Below are 20,481 nucleotides of genomic sequence, written 5' to 3' on the forward strand. Positions count from 1 at the left end.
TGCTGTATGCGTCTTATTACTTTCCTGCTTTGCTGTGTGTTGCCGCTGGCGTCCATCGCACAGCGCGATACGGCTATCCACCTTTCCGAAGTGCAGGTGACAGGCTTTACGGCAGATAAAAAACTGATGAATCAATCGTCGGCGGTGAGCTATATTGGCCGCCAGGCCTTTGACCGCTATGCCGCTACCAGCCTGGTAAGCGCGGTAAACAGCATGCCCGGCGTGCGCATGGAAGAGCGCTCTCCCGGCAGTTACCGCATCAATGTGCGGGGCAGCACCCTGCGCTCCCCGTTTGGCGTGCGCAACGTAAAAGTGTACTATAACGGTATCCCCTATACGGATCCGGGTGGCAATACCTACCTGAACCAGCTGTCGTTTGATAATATTGCCAGCGTGGAGGTGATCAAAGGCCCCGGTGGCAGCCTGTACGGGGCGGGGGATGGAGGCGTGTTGCTGCTGCGCAGCCCCTTGTGGACAGATAGCATGCACACTGCCAGCGTGGGCTTCACCGGCGGGAGTTACGGCCTGCGCCAGTTCACCGCAGCCCTTAACTGGGGCGAGGACGGCCACCGTAACACCCTCCGCTATAGCGACCTGCAAAGCGATGGCTACCGCGATCACAGCGCCCTGCACCGCCAGGTGCTGAACTATGAAGGCGTATTGAAACAGACCGGTAAGCAACAACTGGCCTTCTTTACCCATTACGCCAATTTATTTTATGAAACACCCGGCGCCCTGACGCTGAAGGAATACCACGCAAACCCTCGTGCAGCAAGGCCCGCCGCCGGTGGCAACCCTTCTGCTGTGGATGCCAAAGCGGCCATCCACCAGCAAACTTTCTTTGCCGGGTTGACGAACACTTACTACATCAACAATCATTGGGACAATGTGACGGCGATATATGGTGCATTCACCAATTTTTCCAACCCCGCCATCCGCAACGTGGAAGACCGCCTGGAGCCCCACTTCGGGGGCCGCAGCGTAATGCGCTATCATAACGGTAACGGGTATACGCAATATAGTATTGCAGGGGGCGTGGAGGCCCAGCAGGGATTTTTTGGAGACAGGGTATACAAGACCAAAAGCGGCGTATCTGACTCCATCCAGACGGACGATGAGATCAATAATTTCACCGCCAATGTATTCCTGCAGGGCGATGTCAACTTTGCCCATGGCTGGAGCATCACCGCGGGGGCCAGTTTAAATTACGGCCACCTGTTCATTACCCGCCGCACGCCGGTGCCGGTGTTTAGCTTTAAAAGCAGTTACAATGGCGTGTTTGCGCCCCGCGTGGCCATTGCCAAACAGTTGCTGGCAGACAAGCTGGTGATCTATGGCAATGTATCCAGAGGATTTTCGCCACCGGCCACCCAGGAAATACTGCCCTCTACGTCTGTGATCAATACCAACCTGCAACCGGAAGAAGGGGTGGACTATGAGCTGGGCACCCGGGGGCGCCTGCTGCGCGGAAAGCTGTACTATGATGTAAATGCCTTTATATTCAACCTTTCCCAAAGCATTTCCCAGCGCAGGGACAGTAGTGGTGCGGATTATTATGTGAATGCGGGCGGCACCCGCCAGCACGGCCTGGAAGCCTATCTATCGTACGACATCTTTGACCGGCCTATGAGTAGCTTTGCTTACGCCGGTGTATGGGGCAGCTTTACCGGCAGCGATTTTACCTATCGCGGGTACAAAGTTGTGGGCAGTGATTTTACCGGCAGGCAGCTGCCGGGCGTGCCCAAAGAAAGCTGGAGCGCCGGTGTGGACATGCGTTTGCGCGCAGGTGTGCAACTGCACGTTACCTACACCAGCAACAGTAAGGTCCCGATGAATGATGCAAACAGTGAGTATGCAAAGGCTTATCATTTACTGGGCCTTCGCCTGCAATACACCGTAGCTGCAGGCAGGCACCTGCAATTTGCCATCAACGCGGGCGCTGATAATCTGCTGGACGAAACCTACAGCTTAGGCAATGACATCAACGCCGCCGGTGCCCGTTATTACAATGCCGCCCCGGGCCGTAATTATTATGCAGGGTTGGTGGTGAAGGGGATGAAATAGTTATTACTTACCGCCTTCCTGCTCATTCACCGTAAACACCTCTTGTGCTACCGTATCGCCCCGGCGTACATAAGGCCGTATAATGAGGCGGTTGGCCTTATCGAAGGTGAAATAATTCCACACCCAGTTGGCAAATACCAGCAGCTTGTTGCGGAAGCTGATAAGGAAGGAAATGTGCACGAAAAGCCAGATATACCAGGCAATGCGGCCACCAAAGTGCAGGTTGCCCGGAAGGTCTGCCACCGCCTTGCCACGGCCTATAGTGGCCAGTGAGCCCTTATCAAAATATTTAAACGGTTTTACCGGCCGGCCCTGGTGCAGGGCTTCCATATTTTTGCCCAGGTATTTGCCCATTTGCATGGCAGGCTGTGCCAGGCCGGGATGGCCCTTGGGGTAGTCCTTTGTTTTCATGAGCGCAATATCCCCGATGGCAAAGATGTTATTGGCACCAATGATCCTGCACTGCTCATCCGTAAGCAGGCGGCCCTTCTCGGTCCATTCCGGTTTTAAACCATCCAGGATATCACCCGTCACACCGGCGCTCCAGATCACGGAGTAGGTCTGGATCTGTTCCCCACCTTTCATGGTTAACACGGCACCGTCATAACTTTCCACCATCGTGGAGGTTTTAATAATAATGCCCATGTTTTCCAGGTAGCGCTGCGCTTTGGCACTGGCCTTGGGGCTCATGGGTGGCAGCACGCGGTCCAACCCGTCCAGCAGGTAAATTTTCATCTGGCTGAAATCAATGTGCGGGTAGTCTTTGGGCAGGGAATAGCGGCGCAGCTCCGCCAGCGCCCCGGCGGTTTCCACACCGGTGGGGCCGGCGCCCACCAGCACCAGCGTGAGGACGCGGGCGCGCTCTTCAGGATCGGGCGTCATTTCTGCGCGCTCAAAGGCCTGGATGAGCTGGGAGCGGAGGTTCAGTGCATCGGGAATGGATTTGAGGCCAAGGGCATATTGCTGCATGGACTTGTTGCCAAAGAAATTAGACTTGCTGCCATTGGCCAGGATGAGGTGGTCATAATGCAGCGGGCCGGCCAGCGTGGTAAGGGTTTGCGTGGTTACGTCCACGCTCAGCACCTTTAACGGGCGGAAGTAGAAGTCCTTTTTCTTATTGAACTCCCGGCGGAGGGGGCCGGCAATGGTTTCTGCCTGCAGGCCGGCGGTGGCCACCTGGTAGAGGAGGGGCCAGAAACTGTTGTAGTTGTGCTTGTCCAGCAGCACCACCTGGAATTTATTACTATCAAGATGCTTCACCGCGTTAATGCCGCCAAATCCGCCACCAACCACAACCACACGGGGTTTGGCCGTGTCGGGTATATTGAGGATGAGCTGTTGCAATGGGTCCATGGGAACAAGGTTTATAATGCAGATACAGGTTTTATGCCACAGGTTTTGCCTATTCAGATTAATAAACTAACTTTACAAAGTAAATTTATTAAAATACTTTACTAAATGCCATCCAAAGCAGAAGACCTGGCACTCGCCACAGAGATCCGCATTGCGGTATCGCACATGCACCGGCAGTTCCGCCGGCAGATCACCGGTTTTTCGGTGTCTATGCTGGAACAGGCCGTCATGGCTATTTTGGACCGCAAGGGAAGTATGCTGCCTTCCGAACTGGCGGCTATTGAAAAAGTGTCTGCCCAGTCTATGTCGCAAACGCTGAACCGCCTGCACGAGCTGGAATTTGTGCACAAGAACCAGGACCCCGATGATAAGCGCAAAGTCGTGGTCACCCTTACCAAAAAGGGAAAAGAGACCCTGGCCCGGATGCGCCACGTGCGCTCTGAATGGTTGAGCAACGCCATGGCAGGGCTCTCTCCGGAAGACAAAAAGATCCTGAAGCATAGCGCGGCGCTCCTGCAGGAGCTGGCTAAAGGAGAATAGCGGTACCTGTGCAGAAGCTGATGCTACGCGGTTATCGCTCACCAGGTACCTGGTGAAAAGATGAAAGCCATCAGCATATGCATTCACCATTTTTCGATCACCGCATTTATGAAACCTGCGCTACTTTTCCGTTCTTTACGCTCCCGCAACTACCGGCTGTATTTCACCGGGCAATTTATTTCCCTCATTGGTACCTGGATGCAACGCGTGGCCATTGCCTGGCTCGTGTACCGCATGACCCACAGTGCGCAAATGCTGGGCTTTGTCAGCTTTATTGGCCTTATTCCTTCCCTGGTGTTATCACCGTATGCCGGCGCCCTGTCTGACCGGCATAACCGCTACAATATCCTCTTCATCAGCCAGGTGGCTTCCATGCTGCAATCCGGCGCTATGGCCGCTATGGTGATCTTTGGCTGGGAAAGCATGACCGGCGTTATCATCCTCAGTGCTGCACAGGGTATGATCAACGCGTTTGATACCACGTCGCGGCAATCGCTCATGGTATCATTGATCGACAATAAAGAAGATCTGCCCAATGCCATTGCACTCAACTCTTCCATGGTGAACTTTGCCCGCCTGCTGGGACCCGCGCTGGCCGGCGTATTGCTGCAACTGTGGGGGGAAGGCGTGTGCTTTTTCATTGACTTCCTCAGCTTCGTGGCAGTGATCATTTCCCTGCTCATGATGCGGCTGAACCTCCCGCCCCGCAAGGCTTCCAAGGGCAGCGTGCTTGACGGGCTGATATCCGGTTACAACTACCTCAGGGGCGCAAAAGACATTAAGGCCAGTATCCTGCTGCTGGCGGTGATCAGCATGTGCGTAACGCCGTATAATACGCTGATGCCGGTATTTGCCAAAGAAACCTTCCACGCGGATAAGGCCGTGTACACTGCTTTGCAGGCCTGCGTAGGGGTAGGCGCTTTCTGTATGGCCATCTACATGGCCGCTCTCAAAGCAGACCGTGATATACAACGCCTCCAGAACTTAATGAGCACTGTATTTGCAGGCGCTATCCTGCTCTTTGCCGCGTGTCACTGGCTGCCTGGTGGCCTGGCACTGATGATGCTGGCCGGCGCCGGTATGATGGGCACTATTTCCTGCACTAACACCTATGTACAAACGCACGTAGCTGAAAATATGCGCAGCCGCGTGATCAGCTATTATGTCATGGCTTTCCAGGGCACTATTCCCATCGGCGCGCTGCTGGTAGGCCTTTCTGCCCAGCACCTGGGTACCAGCGTCACCCTGGCCATACAGGGCACTATCGGCCTGGCCGCGTCTGTGGCCTTTGCCCTGCATCTCCGGAAAATGAAAGAGAAGGCAGCAGGGGAAGAACTGGTGGTAAGGGCGTAAATTTTCCTGCGCAACACAAGACTATTGCTATCTTTAACGTTTACATACACCCCCTTTTGCACAGCGCAGAAGGCCCTGTTTTGCAGGTGGCTACGGCCGCCCGCTCTAAAACCATGTAAATGACGGATTTAGTATTTCTGAAAGCACTAAGGGACAAACTGAAAGGCGGAAACAGCCGCTCCATACACCTGAACGCCCTGCCTGGAAAATTTGCCACCCGCCTGGACCTGGCAGACCTCAATGTAATAAAGCCCCACCTGGCCGATGCCTTTTTACAGCAATTGTTCAGCGCTACAAAATTTGATTTCAGCATTGACTTTCATGACGACCCGGCCCATATCCGCCCGGTGGAAGAACAGCGCAAACTCAATATCCTGGCCCGCCGGCTGAATGCCATCTGCATTGAGAACGACGATAATTTCAGGGAGCACGGTATCCGCACCTTTGGGTTCGGGTATCCTATCCTGGTAAAACGTACCCGCCAGGACCCGGACAAGGTGATCAAAGCCCCGCTTTTTATCTGGCCCCTGGAAATATTGAAGGCGCCGGATAAAGTGAATACCTGGTCGGTGCTGCGCAATAAAACCCTCAACGATAATGGCCGCGTGGTGGACGAAGACCTGCACTCTGTGAGCATTAATGAAGTGCTGCTGTCTTTCCTGCGTACAGATGAAAATATTACCCTGCCCCAGATCAATGAAGAACTGCTGGAAGATGCCGTGGTGGACCGGGAAGAACTACTGAACCTGCTGGTGGGTGTGCTCAAGGCATTTCACAACACCGATACCGTGAGCCAGTCCGTGCTTTCTACCAAGCTCAATGCACCGGTGGAACTGCTGCCGGAAGCCGGCGAGCTGGAAGCCAGCACCGGCACACAGCCATGGATCCAGTTCAGCGGCGTGTTTGGCCTGTTCCGCACCCAAAAGGAAAGCATCATTTCCGACATGGACAAGCTGATCGAAAACCATGATGCTTTTGGTAAAACGCCGGAGATCGACAAAGCACAGCAGGTATCGCCCTACGCCATCGTGGATACAGATCCCAGCCAGCAGGAGATCCTGCACACACTGCTGGACGCACCGGCAAAGATCATCCAGGGCCCGCCCGGCACTGGTAAAAGCCAGTCGCTCACGGCGCTCATCACCAATGCGCTGTCCAATGGGATGAAGTGCCTGGTAGTGTGTGAAAAGAAAACGGCGCTGGATGTGATCAAAAGCAACCTGGAAAAAACAGGGGAGCCGCTGGGCGCACTGTCTGTGGTAGTGGAAGACATCATCAAGGACCGGGATAAAATTGTAAACGCCGTGCGGGACCGCATTGCGCAGCAGCAACAGAACGGGCACCCGGTGAATGAACATCCCTACCTGCAATCCAAGGCAGATATAGACAACACCATCAGCGAGATCAATACCCAGCACAGCGCATTGCATACGCCCTTGTACAACGGGAAGAACTGGACCACCCTGGTAGGGGAGTTCCTCACCATGAAGGCCAAAACGGACATCCAGCCCCTGCGGGAAAAGCTGGACCACCGCCGGTTTAAGTTTGAAGACGATCCGCAGGAACTGAATGTTTACCAGCAGCACCTTACAGCAGCACAGCGCCTGTATGCGGAAGTGAACAGCATGGAACATCCGCTGGATATCCTGCACAGCCGCCTGTTCACGGGAGAAAATCCCCGCCTGGTGCAGCAGGAACTGGAGCTGTTCCTGCAAAAACATTTACTGGAAGCCAATAACCTCAGCGAAAGCATGAAAGCCCTGAAAGCCGCGTACGAGCAGGCTTTGCAGGATTATTACACCACACTGGGCTCCAATGCACAGAAACTGTACGACCAGCTTTCACAAGAGGCCACGTTATACGAGCAGGCCCTCGCCCGGCACTACGTGCAATACCACGATGCCGTGAAAGCCGCTACCAGCGAATATCTTAGCTTTGCAGACAATGCCCGCCGCACTTACGGCGACCAGTTCTACAAGAACAGTGGCTTTGCAAAATTCATCCTCAGGCTGGGCAGCATTTTTTCCGGTAAATACAAGCGCATGACCGCGGACCGGGAACAGCTGCAAACGCGCTATGGCTCCGTGCAACAAGCCCACCAGCAATACGACTATTTCCCCCACAGCTACGTGCAGCCGGAAAACCAGCCCACGCTACAGGTACTGCCGGACGATGTGCGCCTGCTGGAACAGGAACTGGCACAATGGAACGCCGGTGTGGATGCCCTGAAACGCAGCTGGACAGCGGATTTTAGCCCCCAGCGCTATCACGCCGCTTATACTTCCAATGCATTGCAGCAATGCTGGAAAGCCTACATAGCGCTGAACAGCCGCATAAAAATAGATCCCGAGCTGCAAAGCCGTTACGGTACCCAGGCCACGCATACGGACGCCTTGCTGGCATTGCTCCGGGGATTGCTGGCAGAGGTGATGCCACCCGCGGCATTGATAACGCATTACATAGACCGGTGCACCAGTGCCTACCTGCATGGCACGTTCAAGAACAATCAACCGCAGGTACAGCAAATAGAAACGGCTACCCAGGCCTTCTGGAACAACCTGCAGCAGAACCTTGTTTTCCAGCGCAACGTGGTGCCCCAGGAACCGCTGGCATTGCCGGCGCGCATGAGCGTGATCAGCCGCTTGTGGCTGGAAATGGATGTGGTGCGCCAGCAGTTGCCCAACTTCCGCAGCTACTTTGCATGGCGCCGTTTTTTTGAGCCCCTGCCGGAGCTGGAAAAAGACGTGATCCGTACCATGGCCATCAGCGGCTATCCGCAGTGGGCAGAAGCGTTTGGCGCCTGGTACTATAACTGGCTGCTTTCGCATTTGGAAAATATGTCGCTGCCCACCAATGATGCCGCCATACAGCGTTTGCGTTTCCTGCAGGAGGGCCTTAAAAAGCTGCAGCAGGAGCAGATCGTGGCACAGTGGCACAGCCGGCAGGTAGAAGCCGTACAGCAGTTCACAGACCAGGGCCTGTCTGTAGCAGGCCTGTATAATAAGCGGGGCAATAAAGGCCAGCGCCGCAATTCCCTGCGCAAGATCGTGGCCAGTGATGTATCATTGTTCACCAACTTTTTCCCCGTGCTGATGGTGAATCCCAGTGTGTGCAGTTCCATCCTGCCCTTGCAGGAAGGCTTGTTTGACATGGTGATCTTTGACGAAGCGTCCCAGCTGCGTTTGGAAGATACCTATCCATCCCTGGTGCGCGGGCGCATTAAGATCATTTCCGGGGATAGCCAGCAAATGCCACCGGCAGCGTATTTCCAGGGGGGCAATGCCCTGCTCAATCCGGCGGAAGAAGAAGAGGAAGACCTGCCGGAAGTTCCGCGCACGGCCCAGAGCCTGGACATGGCAGACAGTGAGTCACTGCTCATGTACGCGGAAAACAGCCACTACAAGCCTTCCTACCTGAAGGTGCACTACCGCTCCCAGCATCCTTACCTCATTGATTTTTCCAATCATGCTTTTTATGGCAAACGCCTTATTCCCATGCCGGCGCGCACGCCTTATAAGCCGATGCGCTATGTGGAAGTAGCTGGTGTGTATGAAGAGCAGATGAACCTCATTGAAGCCCGGAAAGTGGTGCAGATGCTGCTCACGGACATAGCCCCCTTTGCAGACGGGCATTTCCCCACGGTGGGCATTGCCACGTTCAACATTTACCAGCGTAACCTTATCCTGGAAGAGATCAGTAAGGCACGGCAGACAGACCCCGTATACGATCAGCGCATCCGCGACCTGGGAACATCCCTGTTTGTAAAGAACCTGGAAAATATACAGGGGGATGAACGGGATATCCTCATCATCTCCACTACCTACGGGCCCCGGAAAGACGGGGCTTTCCGCCAGGCGTTCGGGCCCATACAGCAGGCAAACGGGTTTAAGTTGCTCAATGTGATCATCACCCGTGCGCGCCAGGCCGTGTACGTGGTAAGCTCTATACCGGAAACGGCTATACGCCAGTACCCGGTACTGCTGCAGCAAATGAAGAACAATGGCCGCGCCGTGTTCTACGCTTACCTGGCCTACGTAAAAGCAGTGGAAGCCGGTGACGAGCAAACCCGGCAAAGCATCCTGGCCATGCTGGCGGAGAATTGCGATAACGTGTTCCAGCAGGACGGAAACCCGCTGCAGGAGGGGGCCTCCGTGTTCACCAGCGAGGTAGTGCGCCGCCTGAAAGAAGTGATAGCACCGGAGCGCGTGATGCAGCACTACACGGTGGGTGGTTTCCGGATAGACATTGCCATCCGCAGCGCCATTACGGGCCAGCCCTTCATCGCTGTTGAGTGCGATGGCAGCAAGCATAGCCAGCGCCAGGAAGCCTACGCGTGGGATCTTTTCCGCCAGCAGCAACTGGAGCAACAGGGCCTGAAGTTCCACCGCATCTGGTCTGCCAACTGGTGGTACGATCCTGCCGCTGCCCTGTCACAGCTGGTAGCGTATATCCACACCGCGGAGCAACAGCCGGCGGAAAATGCAGTTTGATTTTTATTAATACATAATTCAATTTATAGCAAACGAACGGGCGCAAACAGGGCGCCCGTTCGTATTTTAATGCGGGCATTTTTAGGTTATCCCGGGGCAAATGCTTAACTTATGGAAAACCTAATTCCACGAAACGTTATGGCTATTTCTATCCTTTCCACGGACAGCCAGCACGCTGACTTTCAGCAACTCACTGCTTCGCTGGACAAAGAACTGCTCAGGCGCTATCCCGCTATCACTGGTAAATACGATGCGTACAACGCTGTACCAGCCGGCACCCCGGTATGGATCGCTTATTATGATGACATGGCGGTAGGGTGCGGCACCTTTGCCAATGTAGGCGACGGGGTGGCCGAGATCAAACGCATGTATGTAATGCCCGGATACCGTGGCCTGGGCATAGCAGCGCAGCTGCTGGATGTGATAGAAATGAAACTGCTGGACGAAGGCTTTCACAGCGCCGTGCTGGAAACCGGCGTAAAGCAGACAGAGGGCATCAAAATGCTGCATGAGCGCGGCTACCAGACCATTGAGAATTATGGGCCTTACGTGGGGTGTGAGAGCAGTGTATGCTTACGGAAAGAGCTGCACGTGGAAGAGATGAAGGCGTATAAATAAAAACGGTTTTCCTGCCATCTTATCTTTACCGCAATAAAAAAGCACGCAGGCCAAATGGCTGCGTGCTTTTGATTTATCTGGGATCATTGCTGCCTACATCAATTCCTGCAGCTGTGCAATGATCTGTTTTTCCGCGTCCAGTGCAGATACCTGTTGTTTCACGAATTTTTTACCGGTGATCTTTTCAAACAGCTCTATGTAACGTTCGGTCACACTGTGCACAAATTCGTCGGTCATTTCGGGAACGGTCTGGCCTTCCTTACCCTGGAACCCATTTGCCATCAGCCATTCACGCACAAACTCCTTGGAGAGCTGGCGCTGTTGCCTGCCGGCAGCCTGGTTTTCTTCGTAACCTTCTGCATAGAAATAGCGGGAAGAATCGGGGGTATGGATCTCATCGATCACGTAGATGGTATCGCCGGCTTTGCCGAATTCATATTTGGTATCTACCAGGATCAGGCCTTGTTTGGCAGCCAGTTCCTTACCCCGCTGGAACAGGGCCAGGGCTATTTTTTCCAGTTGTGTATAGTCCTTTTCGCTTACCAGGCCGGATTGGATGATCTCTTCACGGGAAATATCCTGGTCGTGCCCTTCATGCGCCTTGGTAGTGGGCGTAATGATGGGAGCGGGGAAGAAATCATTTTCCTTCATGCCTTCGGGCAGCGCTACGCCGCAGAGCATACGCCCGCCGCTTTTGTAGGTGCGCCATGCATGGCCGGTAAGGTTGCCGCGTACTACCATTTCCACCGGGAACGTTTCACATTTTATACCAATGGTTACATTGGGCAGCGGAACGCTTTTTACCCAGTTTGGTGCAATGTCTTTGGTAGCATCCAGCATGATAGCCGCCACCTGGTTGAGCACCTGTCCTTTGTAAGGGATGGGGCGGGGCAGCACCACGTCAAATGCAGAAATACGGTCACTTACCACCATTACCATCAGTTTGTCCTCGATGGTATAAACGTCACGCACCTTGCCTTTGTAAAAAGCCGTTTGTTTTGGAAAATGGAAATTAGGCTCCTGCATTACTCTTATGATTAATTGTATGAATGTGTTTCAGCTGGTGGGGCAAAGGTAGGGAATAATTGTAGAAGGTCCTAGGTACGTAATAAAGGTCCTAGGTCTTAGGTCTTAAGTCCTAGGTAGGTAATAGGTGAAATTTAAGAACTAATACCTAAAACGTAGTACCTAATACCTAGGACTTAAGACCTAATACCTAAGACTTAACACCATGCCCTAAGACCAAAATTTCGCTGTGCTCAGCATGTTGCTTCAGCAGGTTAATGATATACTCGTTTTCCGGGTAGGGGGTGAGCAGGTCTTTGAGGGTGGCGGGATCGGTGATGCCGGTATCTTTGGGAAGGTAACCCATGCCGTAAAAGCGGCCGCTTTCCATGAGGATGGCGCTTTGCTCTGCGATGTTGCGGCCCGCGCCCAGGATAACGAAACTAGGCTGGCTGGCCTTCAGGCTGTCTATCGCCGCCAGCACGCGCTGGTTGTAGGTTTCCGCGGGTTCCTGTTTTTCACAGGCGCCCAGGCAGTGGCCTTCATCCATACCCACGCAGGCATCATTATCCGTTTGCAGGAAGCAGAGTTTAGGGCATAGCTGGAAATCGCGCAGGAGGCGGCGGAGTTGTTGCTGGCCGGCTGCCAGGATATCAAAGGCGTAGACCGGGTGGGTGTACTTGCGTTTTTTATCAATGGCCAGGCGCAGGTAGCCGTGCTGGTCTTCAAAGGTATAGAAGCCGAAGCGCTGCTCCGGTCTTTTCTGTGACTGGTTGTAAATAGGCCACAGGCGCTTGATCTCGATGGATTCCAGGATACAGGCCATCAGTTCTGTGCCGGTCACTTCATGGCTGATGGAGTGGATGTTGCGCAGGAACTCCTGCCGTTTGGCCCCGCTGTTATTGCCGGTAAAATGGCTGTTCACGCGCTTCCTGAGATCCTTGGCCTTGCCCACATACACTACTTTTCCTTTTTCATTGTGGAAGTAGTACACGCCGGGGCGGCTGGGCAACTGCACCACGTATTCAGGCGCCAGGTTAGGCGGCAGGAAATGCTCTTTGCTGCCCCGTTTCAGCATGGCAGGGATGTGCTGCTGGCTGTCGCTGGCCAGGAGGCGTTCAAAGAGGCGTACGGTGGCTTCGGCATCGCCGGCGGCGCGGTGGCGGTCGTGCAGGGGAATGTCCAGGCTGCGGCACAATTTACCCAGGCTGTAGGAAGGCAGGCCGGGAATGATCTTGCGGGCCATGCGCACGGTGCACAGTTTTTTTACCTGGAGCTCGTACCCGCAACCCTGGAGATGATGGTGTAAAAAAGAGTAATCGAAATTTACGTTATGCGCAATGAAGATATTGTTGCGCAGCAGCTCATGCACGCGGTAGGCCACGTCCTCGAAGAAGGGCGCTTCTTCCACCATTTCATTGGTGATGCCGGTGAGGGACTGGATGTAATAGGGTATGGGCCGGCCGGGATTTACCAGCGTCTCAAACTGCTCCAGCACCTGGTGGCCGTCGTGCACAAAAATGGCAATCTCCGTGATGCCATTGGCACTGGCGTGGCCGCCGGTGGTTTCAATATCTACGATCGCATACATACCCCAAAACTAATAAATTTAGTAACGTATACCATAATTTTTAGTGAAGGGCCTGTTAAAAGCAATCCTTGTATTTATCCGCATCCTTTTTGTACAAATACCGGGCGGTGTTGCGGAGGCCATCCGGATTGTAGAGATTTGTTGCACAGGGTACGCACGTATCTGCCTGCAAGGCTGTTATTTTTTTATGAGCAAATCTTTGCAAACGGTGTTGCAACGCCAATTATCCTTAATTTAGCATACCCACGCCGCGCCATCACGCCTTGCGGGCGAACAAACGACACCGGAACTCTGTTTAACATTCATTACAAAACGAATATTATGGCTAAGTACAAATGGGCACTGGACCCCATGCACAGCGAACTGCAATTTAAAGTGAAGCACCTGGCTATCACTAACATCACCGGCAGCTTTAACCATTACACCGTGGATGTAGAAACGGAAGAAGAAGATTTTAAAACTGCTACCGTAAACTTTGCTGCCAAGGTGGATTCCGTAAGCACTAACAACGCACAGCGCGATGAGCACCTGCGTTCCCCGGACTTCTTTGACGTGAACAAATTCCCCGAGATCAAATTCAAGGCTACTAAAATTGAATCGGTAGACAACGATGGTTCTTACGAAGTGTATGGAGACCTCACGATCCGTGATGTGACCAAGCCTGTGAAACTGGATGTGGAATTTGGCGGCGTGATCAAGGATCCCTATGGGCAGACCAAAGCGGGTTTTACCATCCATGGTAAGATCAACCGTAAGGATTATGGCCTCACTTACAACGCCCTCACGGAAGCCGGTGGCCTGGTGATCAGCGATGAAGTGAAACTGGCTGCGGAGGTTCAGCTGATCAAACAACCTGCATAAGGAATAGATCTGTCATCAATAAAAAATTGGGTGGATGCGGTGTAAGTTTATCTTTACAGCATCAACCCAATTTTTTTTATGCAGGATGTTATCGTGAAAAGCGCGGGTGAGCCTTACCGCACAGAAATAATAATGGACGAGCACCAGTGGTTTGCAGATGAACCGAAAATGGCTGGTGGAGCGGATACCGCGCCGCCACCCACTGCGTTGCTGCTCTCCAGCCTGGGAGCCTGTACGGCGATCACGGTGCGGATGTACGCCAGGCGGAAGGGAATAGCACTGGATGGTGTCACCGTTACGCTGCGCCACAGCACTGAGCATGATGCCTCTATCACGGCAACACATATTGTTTGTGAGCTGGCACTGGAAGGCAATTTGAGCCACGAAGAGAAGCTGCGGCTAATGGAGATCGCGGAGGCATGCCCGGTGCATAAGCTGCTCACAGGGCCTATTGAGATCAAAAATATAATGATAGGGAAGTAATAACAGAAAAGGACCGGAAGGCAGTGCCCGCGGTCCTTTTCACATCAAACAATCTTCTACTATTTATGCTTTTTTACATTCTTCAGGTATTCTTTGATCGCCTGCGCGCTGTCCAGGTGCATTTTTATCACGGGCAGCGTATTGGTGGCAAAAGCTTTCAGGTCCGGATCTTCCAGGTTCTTTGATGCTTTGTCCAGGTCATCCACCGTGGCCTTATGACCGTCGATCATGTGGTCGATGTACGCTTTATCCCAGTCCAGTCCTTTCTTATCATTCAGTTTTTCCATGGCGCTCTGGTGCTCGGGGCTGGGTGTGGTGGGGATGGTGATACCTTTGCGGTCTGCAATGGCTTTCAGTTCGTCGCCCGCTTTGGTGTGATCAGAGATCATCATGCCGCCAAAGTCTTTTACCCGCTGGTCCGTTGCTTTTTCCTGGGCCAGCTTGCCCATGGCTACTTCGGTAAGGCCCACGTCTGCTACCTTTACGGCAAAGTCAGCACTTTCCTTGTCCACCGGTTTGTTCACTCTGTTGCTGGAATCCGCCACGGCCTTGGCATCCGTAACTTCGGTGCCGGTGCTGTCTTTGGTGGTCGTACTGTGGCCATCACCGCAGGAACTCAGCGCCCACGCACCGGAGAGGAGGAGGGCAAATAAACTAACTCTTTTCATGGTTACAATTTTTTAGTGATATGATTTTGCATACAGTTCAGCTCATATGCTTGGCTACCTTCATGAACCAAAAACAGTACCACCTGTTTAATTACAACCGGGTGTGTCCTTAATATATAGCAGGTGCGGGTAAATGCGGCCGGGCGGGTAAACAGGTTGTAGATGCATTTCCCCGGCGTGCTGAAGGTGAGTATGTATATCTCAGAATGAACAAAAGACGAGTATGTGTATCTCAGAATGAACAAAAAGATTTCAGAACGATATCTACACTTTCTTATTTTACAAAAAACACCGGGAACCCGTAATTATGAGGCGTTTCAAAAATCCAATGTTGCCCGGTACTGCGTACATTCACGTATGGCTGTACCCGCCATTCCGGTGCATATTCCTCACGAACCCTAAAACACCAGTAGAACGATGCCATTGATCGATTCTATTTTAAACATTGGTTTAGCCGGTCACCAGAAAGACGAGACAACGGAGCAATCGCGCGTGGTCAATGCCATTGCGTCGCTTACGGCGGTGCTGGTATTAGTCTATGGCATTGTGTTTTACCTGGTGTGGCCCGCCCTTGGCATCCTGCTGCCCGCAGTTGGTTTGTGCGTGGCTTTCTGCGCGGTGTTGTATGCCAATCACCGGCATCATTACAGGGCGGCCAAGCTAGGCCTGCAATGCACTTTTGCCTTCGTGATCATGTATTACGGTGCTTACCTGGGCCGCATTGCCAATACACAGCTGCTGGCCGTTTTCATGGTGAGCCTGTCGCTCCTTATTTTTTCCTGGGAAGAAAGATTGCTTTGCATTATCAGCATCCTGTTGCCGCTTACCGGGCTGGTACTGCTGGAAATGAATGAATATTATGGCTGGATCGCACCACTGCAGCTGGGCGATACCGCCCAGTATATTTACCGCTGGCTCATCATGATCGTGGTGATCGCGCTCAACTTCCTGGTGATCTATTTTTACCAGCGCCGTTTTCACCGCCTGCTGGCCAGTGTAAAGCAGCAGCGGGAAACACTGGCGGAGATGGTGAAAGAGCGCACCATGGAACTGCAGAACACCGTGAGCCAGCTCAATAGGTCCAATGCCTCCAAAACGGTGTTCCTGCAGGAAACCAGCCACGAGATCCGCAATGCGCTGCATGCTATTTCCGGTATTACACAGCTGTTGCGGCATGCGCAGGCACAACGCCAGGCCAGTGCGGATGAGCAATTACTGATAGAAAACCTGTACTCCACCAGCAATGCGCTGTCGGAGATCATCAACAATGTGCTGGAGCTGTCGCGCATAGAGGCCGGCAAAGCCGATGAGCTGCATGAGACCTGCTTCTCACTGCGTGAATGGCTGCAGGGCATTGTGAATATCTACGCTTACACCACGCGACTGAAGAAGATCAACCTGCAATTAAAAACAGATCCCACGGTGCCGCCCTTTGTGATCATAGACCGCATCCGCCTGCGCCAGGTGGTCAACAACCTGCTTACAAACGCCATTAAGTATACGCCCGCATTCCGCAACATTACCCTGCGTTGTTTTGTAAAAGAAGGAAGCCTTTGCATCCAGGTACAGGACGAAGGGGTAGGCATAGCAGCGGATAAGCTGGGTGATATTTTCAAACCTTTTGAACAGGGTGCACTGCCCACGTATGGCAGCTCCGGGCTGGGCCTCACCATTGCACACCGCATGAGTGAAATGCTGGGTGGGCGTATTGATATTGAAAGCGTGCAGGGGCAAGGCACTACTATCACGGTAAGGCTGCCGCTGAAAGAGGGTACCGCCGCCCTGGTAGAAGAATTTACACCAGACCTGCGCATGCAGCCAGTGTTGCAGGATGCCCGCATCCTCATCATGGAAGACGACCCGCTGAACCAGGTGATCATGCGCCGCATGCTGCAGCAGATGGGCGTACGCGATATAATGATAGCAGGCGATGGGGAAGAGGGCCTGGCCCAGGCGCAGGCAATGCCACCGGACCTCATTATCATGGATATGCAGATGCCCCGCATGGCAGGAGAGAAGGTGGTACAGCGCATCCGCCAGGATGCCTACCTGCGGCACATTCCCATACTGGCCACCTCGGCCAATGCATTTGCAGAGCAGCGGCAAAAGGCGCTGGAATCAGGCATTGATGAATATCTCACAAAACCCGTGGAATACGCCACCCTGTACCAGCTACTGAAAAAGCATTTGCTGGAAACGGCATATAGTTAACCCATGCACACGCCTCGGTGCTTTTATCAGTCTGCACATAGCTCCGCCGGCGCGGGATATCCCGTGCATCTTTACCATGGGCGGTGAAGGCTAAACAAACGCAAGCCTGCAAGCGTAGTGCGGGGCGTTGCATAACGGTCCCCGCACTACGGCTTCTTTATTGTTTTCCCACTACTTCCAAATCGCCTATCCTCATTCCTGTACTTCCGTACCATGCGGGCGTCATCCCTCCCTTGTGGCTCCTTCTGCTTCCTGCAGCATGGCAGCGCTGAAGTCTACCGTGTAACGTTTGGTGTCATGGAAGCTCCAGTCGTAATTGGCGGTGATCCAGGATTGGAGTACGTTGATGTAGCGGTTCAGTTCCTGCTGCAGCGTGGGCTCGTACACGGGCAGTGATTTTTTGAGGCGTTGAAACAGGGCTACTTCTTCGTTGTGCATGCGGGCGGTTTCCTGCATGGCGTCCATAAAGCCGTATTGGCGCTCATGCTTCAGCACCAGCACCAGGTTGTGGACGTCTCCGGCCTGGAATTCCTTGAAGCAGGAGAACAGGTCATTGGCCCAGCAAACCACGTTGTTGCACGCCAGCACCATGCGTTTTACCACCGGGTGTTCCAGCACGGCGTCGGGGAGATACACTTTTTCAATGATCTCGATGGCTTCCACATCGGCATAGAGGGCGCCGGTGTAAGGGCGCATTTCCACGTACTTGTCTACCGTGGGCGTGCAGTGTGCCGCGCGGTTGTTGGCTTCCCACAGGCACGAATCGAAATACTCTTCAATGCTGCGGATGAAGCGGGGCCTCCATTCCGGGCGGCTGATGCGGAGCATGCGCTGCCAGATGTCGCTCAGGGATGCGGCCAGGTTGCCATCTGCTTCCAGGGTAGCCACTTTGTTCTCATACAGGATGGCCATCAGCTGGGAAGTAATGGTTTGCAGGTACTCCGCTTTCAGTCCCAGGCTGGCCTCATCGCACTGGTCGTCCAGCATGAATAGCCAGGTGTTGAAATCTGCGATCACGCAAAGCTCAAACAGGCTGGCATTGGGGAATGCACGGGCGGCCAGCCATGGAAAGCGGGCGCGGTCAAAACGGGCCGCAGCTTTGGGGGTTGACAGCAGATCAAATTGTTTTACCCAGGCGGTGGTGTGCGCATCGGCTTCGTGTACAAACACATTGATCTGTGAGGGGAAAGGATACGTGATCTTAGGGAAATTTAAAACATTCATGTTGTGTATTTTTTAATAGTTAACGATGACGGGCAGATAAGCGCGGGCCGCGCCCGTATTGTGTTACGGGCACCGCTTGGCGTGTTTGGTAATAAGTGTTGATGATACAAGTCCGCTGTCGCATGTGCGTGCGCAGGGATTAATCGATCGTACGGAATGTTGGCATCAAGATTTGTTAATGGTTCTATTCAAAAAAATGGCAAGGTCTGCTACCGGCAAGCCGGCAGTAATAAGTGTTGTGTGTTTCAAAGCAGGCCTTAAATGTAGCAGAGAGGCCTGCCAGTTTTATCCGTTTACTTTTCTCAACGCATGATGTTTGTGTCAGGGAACGTTCACCGGCACCTGTGTAGCCAGGTGCTGCTTCAGCATGGGATACGCCAGGTGGAACCAGCTGGTAAAGACATGTGGCGTGCTTTCGAGCAACCGGTCTATTTCCGAGAAAGAAAGATACCGGTAGCCGGCCACTTCTTCGGGGTTGGGCTTTACCGGCCCACTGTAATGGCCCAGCAATACATGATCAAATTCATGTTCGGTAAGCCCGTTGTCGAACTCCGTGCGGTAGCTGAATGAGAACAGGGGGGTGAGGTAACAGTCGATGCCGAGTTCTTCGCCAAGGCGGCGGTGGGCGGCAGCTTCCACGTGCTCACCGGGCATAGGATGGCTGCAACAGGCATTGGTCCACAGCCCGCCGGAGTGGTATTTGTGGATAGCCCTCTGCTGCAGCAGCATTTCCTCGTGCTCATTGAGAATAAAAACAGAAAAAGCACGGTGCAGTAATCCCTGCCGGTGCGCCTCCATTTTTTCCATGGTACCGGTGGGCTGATCTTGCTCATCGACCAGGATGACATGTGGCAGGTGTGTCATACGATAAGTGGTTTAAACGGGTACTGCAAACAGATAGCCAACTTTGACAGAAATGCCTCAAAGCCTGCTTGTGCGGTTACTGTAATGGATTTAAAAAATTAATTGAATTTCCTTATTTACTCCCTTCGTGTTTAACGCGATTACTTTTGATTTATTCTTTAACTGGTTGAAAGGTTACATACAATGCGCCGCCCCGGTCCCAAACAAACAAGAATTGCCGCGGGCATGTGTGTGTGTCTTGAAATAAATATACAAAATAAGCCCGGAAATTTTTGCCAAAATTTTTGGCGGAAAATCAATAACTGCGGCTATTCTGCAGGATGAGCCCACTGCAGCGGGATTGCGCCCTTACAGATTGGCCCGCCGGCCGCGCCGGAAGCCCCTGGCAAATATAGCTTTATCCAGATAATTATATGTTGTAACATTTATTTGGTGGATTCAAAATCCCTTTTTAACTTTGCTAACAGTGTTAGGTAAATGCCGGCACCGGGTTATACAATGGGTACTACAGAACGTAAACAAAGGCAGAAGGCAGCAGTGCGCAGCGCCATCCTCCAGGCGGCCTGGGAACTGGTGCAGGCGGATGGATGGCAGTCGCTTTCCATCCGCAGGATTGCAGATGCCATTGACTACAGTGTGCCTGTGATCTATGATCATTTTGCCAATAAGAACGACATCCTCCTGGAGTTTGCAAAACGCGGCTACGAAGGGATGTACGAAGCGGTGCAGAAGGCCAAAGCCCGCCATGCGGCGCCGGAAGCCCGGCTGGAGGCTATGGCCTACGCTTATTGTGATTATGCACGGGCCAACACGGCGCAGTACCAGTTAATGTTCGGGGTGGGCATGAACAGTTGTGAAATGTTCCGCCAGGTGCCCCGGCTGGGCGATATGGAAGCCCTGCTGGAACAGGCCATTGCGGCCGTAGGGGAGCAGTACCACGCTACCCTGAACGTGCACGTGAAGTTCCGCTGCCTCTGGGCTATGCTGCAGGGCGTAAACGCCGCCTATATCATGGAAGACAATGACGCCCACTGTGAGCAGCAGCAGGAATTGATCTTATCCGACATGATCCACACCTTTATCAAAGGACTAAAACCGTAATAGCTAACAGTGTTAGTATTCCGGCTTTTTTTGACCCTAAATGGTGTTATAACAC

General features: G+C 53.2%; 15 protein-coding genes. 9 read left to right on the forward strand and 6 right to left on the reverse strand.

Features of this window, described 5'->3' with window-relative positions; all coding sequences use genetic code 11:
• Window positions 1-6 precede the first annotated feature (6 nt).
• Window positions 7-2,064, forward strand: coding sequence for a TonB-dependent receptor (locus DCC81_RS22000; RefSeq protein ID WP_108688822.1), 2,058 nt, complete (start codon window positions 7-9; stop codon window positions 2,062-2,064).
• Window positions 2,065-2,067: 3 nt separating this feature from the next.
• Here DCC81_RS22000 and DCC81_RS22005 read toward each other — a convergent pair whose 3' ends face one another.
• On the reverse strand, window positions 2,068-3,417 hold the full coding sequence (locus tag DCC81_RS22005; RefSeq protein WP_108688823.1) for an NAD(P)/FAD-dependent oxidoreductase: 1,350 nt from the start codon (window positions 3,415-3,417) through the stop codon (window positions 2,068-2,070).
• 105 nt (window positions 3,418-3,522) lie between these two features.
• Between DCC81_RS22005 and DCC81_RS22010 the strand changes: the two genes are divergently transcribed.
• From DCC81_RS22010 to DCC81_RS22025, 4 genes are all read left to right on the forward strand, one after another.
• Window positions 3,523-3,957 (forward strand): MarR family winged helix-turn-helix transcriptional regulator, encoded by a 435-nt coding sequence (locus DCC81_RS22010; RefSeq protein WP_108688824.1) that lies wholly within the window; start codon window positions 3,523-3,525, stop codon window positions 3,955-3,957.
• A 108-nt stretch (window positions 3,958-4,065) separates the two neighbouring features.
• On the forward strand, window positions 4,066-5,310 hold the full coding sequence (locus tag DCC81_RS22015; protein WP_108688825.1) for an MFS transporter: 1,245 nt from the start codon (window positions 4,066-4,068) through the stop codon (window positions 5,308-5,310).
• A gap of 119 nt (window positions 5,311-5,429) precedes the next feature.
• Window positions 5,430-9,800 (forward strand): AAA domain-containing protein, encoded by a 4,371-nt coding sequence (locus DCC81_RS22020; protein WP_108688826.1) that lies wholly within the window; start codon window positions 5,430-5,432, stop codon window positions 9,798-9,800.
• A 138-nt stretch (window positions 9,801-9,938) separates the two neighbouring features.
• The gene (locus DCC81_RS22025; RefSeq protein ID WP_165806694.1) at window positions 9,939-10,418 is read left to right on the forward strand and encodes a GNAT family N-acetyltransferase; all 480 of its coding nucleotides are present in this window, start codon (window positions 9,939-9,941) and stop codon (window positions 10,416-10,418) included.
• A 93-nt stretch (window positions 10,419-10,511) separates the two neighbouring features.
• On the opposite strand, the gene DCC81_RS22030 is transcribed toward DCC81_RS22025, so the two are convergent.
• Together DCC81_RS22030 and DCC81_RS22035 are read right to left on the reverse strand one after the other, a co-directional pair.
• Window positions 10,512-11,444, reverse strand: a complete 933-nt coding sequence (locus tag DCC81_RS22030) for a phosphoribosylaminoimidazolesuccinocarboxamide synthase (RefSeq protein ID WP_108688828.1) — start codon at window positions 11,442-11,444, stop codon at window positions 10,512-10,514.
• Window positions 11,445-11,634: 190 nt separating this feature from the next.
• Window positions 11,635-13,014: an exonuclease domain-containing protein gene (locus DCC81_RS22035; protein ID WP_108688829.1), complete on the reverse strand. Its 1,380-nt coding sequence runs from the start codon at window positions 13,012-13,014 to the stop codon at window positions 11,635-11,637.
• A gap of 321 nt (window positions 13,015-13,335) precedes the next feature.
• Here DCC81_RS22035 and DCC81_RS22040 point away from each other — a divergent pair, with 321 nt between their 5' ends.
• Both DCC81_RS22040 and DCC81_RS22045 read left to right on the forward strand, forming a co-directional pair.
• Entirely contained in the window at window positions 13,336-13,875 is a 540-nt protein-coding gene (locus DCC81_RS22040) for a YceI family protein (protein ID WP_108688830.1), read from the forward strand.
• Between the two features lie 78 nt (window positions 13,876-13,953).
• A complete protein-coding gene (locus DCC81_RS22045) occupies window positions 13,954-14,358 on the forward strand; it encodes an OsmC family protein (protein WP_108688831.1) in 405 nt (134 codons plus the stop codon).
• 59 nt (window positions 14,359-14,417) lie between these two features.
• On the opposite strand, the gene DCC81_RS22050 is transcribed toward DCC81_RS22045, so the two are convergent.
• Window positions 14,418-15,026 (reverse strand): DUF4142 domain-containing protein, encoded by a 609-nt coding sequence (locus DCC81_RS22050; RefSeq protein ID WP_108688832.1) that lies wholly within the window; start codon window positions 15,024-15,026, stop codon window positions 14,418-14,420.
• A 417-nt stretch (window positions 15,027-15,443) separates the two neighbouring features.
• On the opposite strand from DCC81_RS22050, the gene DCC81_RS22055 reads away from it, so the two are divergent.
• The gene (locus tag DCC81_RS22055; RefSeq protein ID WP_108688833.1) at window positions 15,444-17,237 is read left to right on the forward strand and encodes an ATP-binding protein; all 1,794 of its coding nucleotides are present in this window, start codon (window positions 15,444-15,446) and stop codon (window positions 17,235-17,237) included.
• 222 nt (window positions 17,238-17,459) lie between these two features.
• Here DCC81_RS22055 and DCC81_RS22060 read toward each other — a convergent pair whose 3' ends face one another.
• Both DCC81_RS22060 and idi read right to left on the reverse strand, forming a co-directional pair.
• Entirely contained in the window at window positions 17,460-18,461 is a 1,002-nt protein-coding gene (locus tag DCC81_RS22060; protein WP_108688834.1) for a terpene synthase family protein, read from the reverse strand.
• Window positions 18,462-18,782: 321 nt separating this feature from the next.
• Entirely contained in the window at window positions 18,783-19,325 is a 543-nt protein-coding gene (gene idi / locus DCC81_RS22065; protein WP_108688835.1) for an isopentenyl-diphosphate Delta-isomerase, read from the reverse strand.
• Window positions 19,326-19,823: 498 nt separating this feature from the next.
• Between idi and DCC81_RS22070 the strand changes: the two genes are divergently transcribed.
• Window positions 19,824-20,426, forward strand: a complete 603-nt coding sequence (locus DCC81_RS22070; protein ID WP_165806695.1) for a TetR/AcrR family transcriptional regulator — start codon at window positions 19,824-19,826, stop codon at window positions 20,424-20,426.
• The last annotated feature ends 55 nt before the right edge of the window (window positions 20,427-20,481 follow it).

It is taken from the genome of Chitinophaga parva (assembly GCF_003071345.1).
GTDB classification, from domain to species: Bacteria; Bacteroidota; Bacteroidia; order Chitinophagales; family Chitinophagaceae; genus Chitinophaga; species Chitinophaga parva.